Source organism: Nonomuraea sp. 3-1Str (assembly GCF_031570565.1).
In the GTDB taxonomy this organism is placed as follows: domain Bacteria; phylum Actinomycetota; class Actinomycetes; order Streptosporangiales; family Streptosporangiaceae; genus Nonomuraea.
On sequence record NZ_JALHBK010000072.1, the window covers coordinates 1 to 702 of the forward strand.

Genomic DNA, 702 nt, shown 5'->3' on the forward strand with positions numbered 1-702 from the left:
GGTGGGGTGGGTGACGTCGTGGGTGACGAGGTTGCCGCACATGCCCCACCGGTCCTGGGGCGGGCTCTCCATGAGGGCCGCGTCCAGCAGGTGGGCGCCGTCGCCGGCCTGGAGGGCGTCGAGGACGGCGGCGGTGTGGCGGGTCTGGGCGGCGACGTCACGCTCCCACAGGTCGCGCCAGCGGGCCACGTTCGGCCGGACCAGGGCGACGGCGGCGGCGTAGAGGCGGCGCAGCGGCTCGGGGTCGCCGTCGCGGGCGGCGGCGGCCAGGCGCAGGAAGCCGTCCACGGCCAGGTCGCGGCGGCGGGCCACGGCCCGCTCGATCTCCTCGGTGGACGCCGCGGCGGGCAGGGCGGCGGCCTCGCGGTAGCGGCCGGGGTCGGCCACGACGTCCGGGGGGAAGGTCATGACGGCGTCGCCGGCCTCGGGCAGTCCGGCGTTCTGCATGACCACCACCACCCGCAGGCCGTCGTGGTTGACGGCGCGGTGGATGGTGCCGGGGGTGAACCAGACCGTGGAGCCGGGCCGCAGCTCGGTCTCGCGCAGCCCGCGCGCGTCCAGCGTCTGCAGCGCGCCGCTGCCGCCGATCACCACGTACGCCTCGGTGGAGGCGGTGTGCAGGTGCGGCGTGCCGCCCGCCAGGCCGTCGGCCGCGCAGACGCCGGAGTAGACCGACAACCGGCTGACCGACGTGCCGCCGGG

The 702-nt window shown here is 77.6% G+C and carries 1 protein-coding gene; it reads right to left on the reverse strand.

What is annotated here, in order from left to right; genetic code table 11:
- The coding region (locus MTP10_RS41835) for a cupin domain-containing protein (protein ID WP_310717461.1) at positions 1-702 on the reverse strand (702 nt) is incomplete at both ends.